The organism is Dapis brunnea BLCC-M229 (assembly GCF_050015995.1).
Taxonomy (GTDB): Bacteria; Cyanobacteriota; Cyanobacteriia; order Cyanobacteriales; family Microcoleaceae; genus Trichodesmium.
On sequence record NZ_JBNHEP010000310.1, the window covers coordinates 41,028 to 50,307 of the forward strand.

The 9,280-nt window shown below is 35.6% G+C and carries 7 protein-coding genes and 1 pseudogene; 6 read left to right on the forward strand and 2 right to left on the reverse strand.

The genetic code is table 11. From position 1 onward, the window contains the following. Positions 1 to 59: 59 nt before the first annotated feature. A complete protein-coding gene (locus tag ACP6PM_RS35690) occupies positions 60 to 1,637 on the reverse strand; it encodes an NAD(P)H-quinone oxidoreductase subunit N (protein ID WP_426591614.1) in 1,578 nt (525 codons plus the stop codon). A gap of 1,038 nt (positions 1,638 to 2,675) precedes the next feature. On the opposite strand from ACP6PM_RS35690, the gene pirA reads away from it, so the two are divergent. From pirA to ACP6PM_RS35710, 4 genes and pseudogenes are all read left to right on the forward strand, one after another. Beyond that, positions 2,676 to 2,840, forward strand: a complete 165-nt coding sequence (gene pirA / locus ACP6PM_RS35695) for an arginine synthesis PII-interacting regulator PirA (protein WP_293109497.1) — start codon at positions 2,676 to 2,678, stop codon at positions 2,838 to 2,840. Between the two features lie 123 nt (positions 2,841 to 2,963). After that, entirely contained in the window at positions 2,964 to 3,032 is a 69-nt protein-coding gene (locus ACP6PM_RS35700) for a helix-turn-helix domain-containing protein (protein WP_426591615.1), read from the forward strand. Positions 3,033 to 3,416: 384 nt separating this feature from the next. Next, a pseudogene (locus ACP6PM_RS35705) lies at positions 3,417 to 3,500 on the forward strand (hypothetical protein); the annotation flags it as partial. A 73-nt stretch (positions 3,501 to 3,573) separates the two neighbouring features. Next, complete coding sequence (locus ACP6PM_RS35710; RefSeq protein WP_426591610.1) at positions 3,574 to 3,750, forward strand: hypothetical protein; 177 nt, start codon at positions 3,574 to 3,576, stop codon at positions 3,748 to 3,750. Here ACP6PM_RS35710 and rpiA read toward each other — a convergent pair. Next, positions 3,734 to 4,447 carry a ribose-5-phosphate isomerase RpiA gene (gene rpiA / locus ACP6PM_RS35715; protein WP_426591611.1) on the reverse strand — a complete coding sequence of 238 codons (714 nt, stop codon included), beginning with the start codon at positions 4,445 to 4,447 and terminating at the stop codon, positions 3,734 to 3,736. The two genes, ACP6PM_RS35710 and rpiA, sit on opposite strands and share 17 nt — an antisense overlap. A 102-nt stretch (positions 4,448 to 4,549) precedes the next feature. Here rpiA and ACP6PM_RS35720 point away from each other — a divergent pair, with 102 nt between their 5' ends. Next, complete coding sequence (locus ACP6PM_RS35720) at positions 4,550 to 4,882, forward strand: TIGR03792 family protein (protein WP_426591612.1); 333 nt, start codon at positions 4,550 to 4,552, stop codon at positions 4,880 to 4,882. A gap of 160 nt (positions 4,883 to 5,042) precedes the next feature. Next, complete coding sequence (locus ACP6PM_RS35725) at positions 5,043 to 8,705, forward strand: tetratricopeptide repeat protein (RefSeq protein ID WP_426591613.1); 3,663 nt, start codon at positions 5,043 to 5,045, stop codon at positions 8,703 to 8,705. Positions 8,706 to 9,280 lie beyond the last annotated feature (575 nt).

Consider the following 9,280-nt stretch of genomic DNA (forward strand, 5'->3'; position numbering starts at 1 on the left):
TCGACTTAATTTAGTCGAACATTTATCATGCTTAAATTACTGAGCTAAAACAACTAATACTAATTATTTGACGACAAAGAAAAATCTAGGTGACTTGCCACTGAATTAGTTTCAACAGTCTGAACTAAAGCCGAATGTAACATGGGAGTTTTAGCAATAGAATTATTAGCCAAAGTAAACAAAGGATTAGATAAAATTCCAGCTAAAGAAGTTGCCAAAACTGATACAATTAATCCTACTTGTAAAGGACGCATACCAGGGAGGTTCCAGCGAATAGGAGGATAATTTTTGATAACATCCGACATCTCTTGTGGTTCTTTTACTACCATCATTTTTACTACACGAATGTAATAGTAAATAGAAGCCACACTGGTAATTAATCCTAACAAAACTAACCAATATAATCCAGCTTGCCAACCTGCCCAAAACAAATAAATTTTACCAAAGAAACCTGCAAGTGGAGGAATACCACCTAAAGACAACAAACAAAGACTTAATCCCAATGTTAAAAGTGGATCTTTTTGGTATAATCCTGCATATTCACTAATTTGGTCTGTACCTGTACGCAGAGAAAATAGAATCACACAGGTAAAACCACCCAAGTTCATAAACAAATAAACCAGCAGATAAAATATCATACTGGCGTAACCTGCTTCAGTATTGGCCAAAAGACCAATCATTACAAAACCAGCTTGTCCAATAGATGAGTAAGCAAGTAGACGTTTCATGCTGGTTTGGGCAAGAGCAACTACATTACCCAATACCATACTTAGAACAGCTAGAGCCGTAAATACAAAATGCCACTGTTCTGAAACTAATGGGAAAGCTGTTACTAAAAGACGAATAGCTAGGGCAAAACCCGCTGCTTTAGAACCAACTGAGAGAAAGGCTACAACTGGAGTAGGAGAACCTTCGTAAACATCTGGAGTCCATTGGTGAAAAGGAACAGCAGAAATTTTGAAAGAAATACCTGCAATAGCAAATACCAAGGCAATTACTAGAGCTAGGGACACACCACCACCAGCACCATTCGCCATACCAGAGGCGATCGCTGTTAACCGAGTTTCTCCACCGGACAAACCATAAAGCAAGGAAATGCCATAGAGAAAAACGGCCGAACTAGCAGCTCCAATAAGTAGATATTTTAATGCTGCTTCATTGGAACGAGGGTCACGTTTTGTATAACCAGTTAATAAATAAGAGGAGATACTAAGAGTTTCCAGAGAGATAAAAATCGTTACTAACTCATCTGCTCCAGATAGAAACATTGCCCCTAGGGTAGCACTGAGTAGAATGCAAATAAATTCTCCCAGTGGAGTTCCAGTTTGTTCTATATATGCCACTGACATTAATATGGTGGCAATTGTTGATAGAGCAATAATGCCTCTAAAGACTATACTCAGAGCATCAGCATTAAAGCCTCCCAAAAAACCGATGGTATTGGTACTATCCCATTGGGTATACAATGCCACAATTGCTCCGAAGAGGCCAATGATGGCTGCATAAGGAGTCCACTTAGTTGAACTACGCCCCACTATGAGGTCTCCAACGAGAACTACCAGCAGGGTAATAACGACTATTCCTTCTGGAAGAATAGTGCCCACATTAAGTTGAGCTGCAATGTCAGAGAAATCTATCATTTTAGATAATTTGAAATTTTCGTGTAATTAAGAATTTTGGCTAATTCATAATCCTTTACAGTAGAGGATTTTAGCGTGTATCTAGAGATTTTTTGGTTTTTTATTAGGTAATAATTATTAATTAGTCTCTGGCCAATTTTATTTTCTGGAGAAAAGCTGTTGAATCTGGTGTGGAGTTTCTCAGAATTTTTCTTGACTGGAAAATAATGTGTGAATCTCTATGTATTGACCTAGGAAAAGATATCAAAAAATTCCTTTATAAACTTACCCACATTCTCAAGCTAGAGACACTAGTAGTAGATCGACACATACTAAATTTTAGCCGTAAATAGGTACCCTACAAGTTTTGTACTAAATTAGCTGTGTCGGTCCAGTAGGGTTGGCTAAGTGACAATACTTATGGTGAGTTACCAAACTAATTGTCCGCCTTAACCCACCGAATATAGAGAATATTAAGGACTCTAGCTGCCTTAATCTTTGGGTAGTGCATTCACTATTTAATGAAGTATTTTTGCTCTTCCCTATTTCCTCTTATCTTCTCTGTTCCGTGTTCCCTGTTGCCTTTTACCTGTTCCTTAAAATACACAACTTTTGTATTTCACCAATTTAAGAAACACTATATTTCCTTTACAAATAATCTCTTAATAAAATTTAAACTAATTATTTTGGGTTTAATATAGGTTTTGATAAAAATCTCCGATATTTACTCAACAATATTTCTTAATAAGAGGATTTTAATCAAGTAATTCCACAATAGTAAAATTACAAATAAAGAATAAAAACAGATGAAAATAATATCAATAAAGATGTTTATAGATTTGGAGTGGTTTCTTAGAGATATAATTTTTCCAGTTACTTTTTGTAGATTTTTTTTGATAATTGCTACAAATATAGAAAGTAAAACCTACTAAAATCTTCTTTACTGTGTGGTTATTCGCTGATAAAAATGCTTAGTTTTGAACACCTAAACTGGTTGATGTTTGCTAGCTATGCTAAATTAAGAATGTTAAGTTTACAGTAAAGGTGATAAAAAAAATGTCCATGATGAACAGAAATACACCAAAAAGCCTAGTTAAGTTGAATGAGGTTCATAGAGCTAATGTAGAAAAAAGATTGGCTCATCGCCTGGAAGCAGCTAGAGCCAAAGGAAATCAAAATTTAGTTAAAATCTTGGAAGCGGAAAGACAATTACTAGAATAAATTAGTCCCCTTGAATATCAAATTTAGCTAATAATGATTGTTCCTAATGTTCATTAGTTACATTAAAACCCGGTCTCGTATAGAAACCGGGTTTTATATATTTCAAGTTTCAAGATGTGAGCTATGATCGCCCTCAACTACACTTATCGAATTTATCCCGACCAAAAACAGGTCGAGTTATTGAATGAATAGCTCGAAACTTGTCGTAATGTTTATAGCTATGCTCTTCGAGAACTCAAGGATTGGATTGTTTCCTTGAAAGTATTCAATAGCAATAGATAGATGTAGTTTGGAGTGTGAGTATATCATAACTTCTGATTATCCGTTCCCTGGATATCAGCAACAGCAACACCTCCCCAAGGCAAAGAAGGAGTTTCCTGGACTATCTGCGGTTCCCTCTGTTGCTATTGTAGACAACTATCCGAAGATTGCACCGTGGTTGGGACTTTTTCCAAAACAGAGGTTATGGATTTCCCTGGTTCAAAAAGTCTGGACAAATAAAATCCATATTGTTTCCTCAATTCAGGGTCAATCCAATTACAGGATGGCAAATTAAACTCCCCAAATGGAGTATACATTGCTCAAGTAGACCACAAAGGAACTTTTCAAACTTGTCCAAACTGCCGCATGGAAGCAAGAAAGGAACTCTCTGATAGATGGCATAGTTATCCAGAATGCAAATACTCAGCAGATAGAGACATAGCTTCAGCACAGGAAATCTGTAACCGAGGCTATGACAAACTTAGTACCCAGGGACTCTGGGGGCAAGAAATTGGCTCTCAAGTATCGCTGTGGGGGGCATTCTGCCTGGATAAGTGGCGTAGGGCAGCAATGTCTAACAGCAATTTTGGAAGCCTGCGCTGCAACTCGTAGAGGTCAGCGTCGGGAGGATGTCACGAAATTTCCCTAACTATTGGCTGCCCATCCTGAATTTCTCCTACTAAAATTACATCCGCAACCCCTACAAATAAACCATTTTCCAAAACGCCAGGAATATTATTTAAACTTTTTTCTAGCTCCGCAGGGTTATCAATAGAATCAAACTTGACATCAATAACTAGATTACCTTCGTCAGTCACTACCGGACCAGCTTTCCTCACCCCCATCCGTAATTCTGGTTGACCACCCAGTTTTTCGATCGCCCGAATCACAGGAGTAATTGCCATGGGTATAACTTCCACTGGCAATAAAAAGGTAGAACCCAATTTATCTACTAATTTAGAACTATCTACTACGACAATAAACTGTTCTGCCAGACAGTCTACAATTTTCTCACGAGTATGAGCTGCTCCACCACCCTTAATTAGATTTTTCTGTGGGTCAACTTCATCGGCACCATCAATGGCAATATCCATGTGGTCAACTTCATCAAGAGTAGTTAATGGTACACCATATTGTTTAGCTAATACGGTTGACTGGAAGGAGGTGGGGATACCTTTAATGTCTTTGAGTTGACCACTTTGGAGACGTTCCCCCAAAAACTGAATCATGTAGGCAGTGGTTGACCCAGTGCCCAACCCTACTATCATTCCAGATTTAATTCGGTCGGCAGCAGCTTTGCCGACTTGCTGTTTCATTAATTTAGTCGGGTCTTGTTCTGTTATCATACCTTCAATACTCCAGATAGAATTATCAGCACTGTCTAACTTACCTAAACTAATTGGCAGGTTAAAGTCAAGTATGCTTTTTTCTCTATTGCTACAAATACCATGATAATTGAATGGCTACAATTCAAGATTGAAGAGAATTCAAAAGAAGAATTTCTCCAAAAGGATCGAGAAATTTGGACATCTTTCCTAGCTTTACAAATGGGTTTTTTAAGAAAAGAAGTCTGGCTTGATAGCTACAGAGGTAATGAAGTTATTATCATAGTTTACTGGGAGAGTCGAGAGCAATGGAAGTCTATTTCACAAGTTTTATTGCAGGAAACTGAATCTAAGTTTAGGGAAGCACTTGGGATGGAAAATTACTCCTTGTTAGACTGTAGAGAATATGAAGTTGACGCGACGTACCCACACGGCCCACATTCGCTTTCAGTGTAGAGTTTTGATGTTTGTAGAATTAAAAAATCCAGCCAAAAACATCCTAAAAAAAAAGCACTAATTACAGTAGGGAATACTCAGATCAACTTATTCTAGTTATTACCAAGAATTAACAAACAATTAAGTGGACTCTCAAGTATTAACCCTATAAGGGTTTACCATGAAAATGTTAGCTGAAAATTATTTCAACACAGCGAATCAATTGAAAGATTCTGGGCAACTTTATACAGCAATGATTGCTTATCAAAAAGCTTTGAGCATTAAACCAGATTATGTCGAAGCTTACAAGAAATTAGCTGAAGTATACTTGATGCAAGGAAATTTTGATGCAGCGATTTCTACTTGCAAAGAAGCAGTTAAAATTCAACCAGATTTTGCTTCTGCTTATTTGACTTTAGGGAATATTTTTCAAAGTCATAATTTATTTGAACAGGCAATTAATACTTACGATCAGGCGTTAAATATTCAACCAGATTTTGCACAAGTTTATGCTAATCTTGGCACTGTTTATTATAAAAAGAGGCAGTTTAATTTAGCTATTTTAAATTATCAAAAAGCCTTAGAGATTAATCCAAAGTTGGCATCTGTGGAGTTGATGTTAGGAAATGTATTTGCTCAGATAGGGGAATTCGATCGGGCAGTTTATTGTTATCAAAATTTGCTGGAACTTAAACCAGAAGATCCTAAAGCTTATTTCAAGTTGGCAGAGGTATTTGCTCTATATACAAATCTTGAACCAGCTTTTGATTATTATCAAAAATCTTTATCTATTCAACCAAATTATTGGGAAGCTTTTGCCAAGTTATATAAATTGCTAAAACCTGAAACTACCGAGCATGAATTGGAGGTATTATTCACTGAATGGCAAAAATTAGCAGGGGAAAATCATCAGAATATAAAGGAATATATTGATTCAGTAATTCAGGAAAAATCAACGAATTTTATAGAAAAGGAAAAATTTACAGGAGCAGAAAATAGAGAAGCTATTATTTCTGATGGAGAACATGGGATTCAACCTGCTACTTTCAATTTGATTCCAGACCAAAAATTCGATATTTTCGAGAATACTTATGATAATTTACCTTACCCAGATGCAGTAGCAGAAAATCTGGAAAAAACAGGTAAAGTTAGGACTTTTGAATATCAAGAACCAGAGTCAGAATTTCCCCAAAAAATCTTAAATTTTTCAGCAGCAGATGGAGAATATGGGATTCAACCTGCTACTTTCAATTTGATTCCAGACCAAAAATTTGATAGTTTTGAGAATACTGCTGATAATTTATCTTACCCAGATGCAGTAGCAGAAAATCTGGAAAAAACAGGTAAGTTTACAACTTTTGAATATCAACAATTAGAGTCAGAGTTTCCCAAAAAACTATTAAAATTTCCAGCAGCAGAAGCTTATATAAATCAAGCTAACCTTGACTTAAAACAAGGAAATTTAGCATCAGCGATCGCCTCTTGTAAACAAGCTTTGAAAATTCAACCAGATTATTCTCCATGTTATGTAACTTTAGGAAATGCTTTTTACCAACACAATAATTTAGAATCTGCTTTGCGTGCTTATAGTCAGGCTTTAGAAATTGAGCCGGAAGTTGCAGAAGTTCACGGAAATCTTGGTAGTGTCTATTTGCAGTTAGGTGAATATAAACAAGCGCTTTTTCATTATCAAAAGGCTGTTTACTTAAAACCTGGTTTGGCTGGTATTTATTGGAATCTTGGCAAACTATTTCAATATTTAGGAAAGGTTGATGAAGCTCTTGATGCTTGGGAAAAAGCATTAGAAATTCAACAGGATATAGTAGAGCCAGACTTTCACTTTAAATTAGGAAATACTCTAGTTAAACTGAGTAGAGTTAATGATGCAGTTAAGAGTTATAAAAGAGCAATTAATCTCAAGCCAGATTATACCGAAGCTTATAGCAACCTAGCTAATATTTTAGGCAAAGAAGGGGATAAAGAAGCAGCAGCTAATTATTATCAGCAAGCACTAAAAATTAATCCAGACTTTAAACATTTACATGAAAAACTAGCCAATAATTTATTGCTGAAAGGTGACTATGACCAAGCAATATTTCATTATCAAGAAGCAATAAAATATAACCCTAACTCCTATGATGCTTATGCCAACTTAGGAACAGCACTTTCTAATAAAGGATTATTAGAATCAGCACTAGAAAAATATCATAAAGCATTAGAACTTAAACCAAACTGGGCAGAAGTATACTCTCGCATCGGACATATTATTAAACAAGAAAAAATGGAAGAGGCGATCGCTTTATTTGAAAAAGCCATCGAAGTTAAACCAAAATTTGTCGAAGCTCATCAACAATTATGCGATTTACTTAGCCATACAACTAAACTCTCCCAAGCTAGAAAAGCAGCCGATAATTTTTGTAATTCTTGTGGAGAAATAGCCCCTATTCTTTCAGGAACTGCCTTTTTATTCTCCTACTTTCAGTCGGGAGTAAGTGACCTAGCAAACTCCAAACTTTCAGAAGTAGAAAAAATCTGTTACCAAAGCTGTGAAACTTTTAGTGAACTAGAAATAAAACTACTCTATGAAATTTTCTTATTTGCTGTTCCTCACCTCCGGGATGACTTAGAAGGAAACGCTAAATTTTACAAATTAATTGCTAAACAATATTATCAAAATCGACCCAAAATTTATCAAACTCCAAAAACTCATACTTCTAGTTCTCAACCCTTAAAAATAGGATTCCTTTCCAAACATTTTCGCCGTCATTCAGTAGGTTGGTGTAGTGAAGCTTTAATCAGAGAATTATCTCAAATTACACCAGACGTTCATCTCTATATTACAGGTCCGTTGAAGAGAGACGATATTACTCAAAGATTTGAACAAATGTCAGTCAAAACTTATTGGCCGAAAAAGTATCCTAACGGCTTTCCATCCTATGAAGAAATTACCACACAAATATTAGAAGACAAGTTAGATGTAGTAGTAGATTTAGATTCAATGACATTGCCAGTAAATGTACATATTCTCCATGAACAACCAGCACCAGTTTGTGTTTCCTGGTTAGGTTTTGATGCGCCCTATATTTCTGAAAGTAATTACTTTTTATGTGACTGGTATACCCATCCTGAAGGAAGAGAAAAACATTATCTAGAAAAATTAGTGAGATTACCAGAAACATCTGTAGCTGTGGGTGGGTTTGATAGTCGTTCGGTTGATAGAAATTCTGCTAGAAATAGTCTCGGAATTGATTCAGAAAAAATGGTTTATTTGTGTATAGCACCGGGGCGAAAAACTAATCCAGAAATGGTACGCGCTCAACTAAAAATTTTGCAACATACTCCAGAAAGTATATTAATTCGCAAAGGTCAGGGAGATGTAGATATAATTTATCAAACCTATCTTCAAGAATCTGAAAATTTAGGTTTAGACTTTAATCGAATTATCTTTTTAGGGCAAACTCAAACAGAAGAAGAACATCGAGCAATTTATCAGATAGCTGATGTTTTGTTAGATTCTTATCCTTATAATGGTGGTACTCATAATTTAGAAGCTTTATGGGAAAATTTGCCGATAATAACTAGAGCTGGCGAACAATATTTATCTCGGATGGGTTACTCATTTTTGCAGAATGTAAATCTCGATATTGGAGTAGCTTGGAGTTGGGAAGAATATACAGAATGGGGAATTAAATTAGGTCAAGATTTAGGTTTAAGAAATTCGGTGCGGGAGCATTTGCAAAAGTCAAAAAATCCAGATAATTTAGCGCCTTTGTGGAATCCTAAAAAATTGGCAAAAGAGATGTATCAGATATTTGCTGAACTTTTGGTTTCGTCAGATAGATGATTGAAAGAATAGTATTTGAATAAACATTAATAGGTAGTGGTGTACAAGTAGTGATTTTCTCAAAAAAAGTCCAGTAGTGTGCAAATACTATTTCTGATAAGTTATCAGTCCAGGGGGAAAACTAACTATATACTTTGATTGAAACTATAACGTCTTAGTTATAAGATTTTAGATAAAGATTTGAGCGATCGCCGACTGAGAAGACTATTGGTTTAACTCAAACGTCTTAGTTAAATTTTGACACTTAACTTCTAATTCGCGTGGGTAAAATTTATTTTGAAAATTCAACTTAACAGCCTACTTTTTCGTCCCAGGAGAAAACTGACTATCTATTTTGATTTAACTGCAACGTATTAGGGACTTCCAAATAAAAAATTATCCCATTAGCTATGAAAATAAGGGAGTAGGGAGTAGGGAGTAGGGAAGAAATTGAAAAAGTAAGGGAGTAGGGAGTAACCAGTCAGGATATAGTAGATTTAGGGAGTACAAAAATTGGGATAATTTATTTTCTCCTATTCCCTTAGTTATGAGATTTTAGATAAAGATTTGAGCGATCGTTTCCTGAGGAGACTATT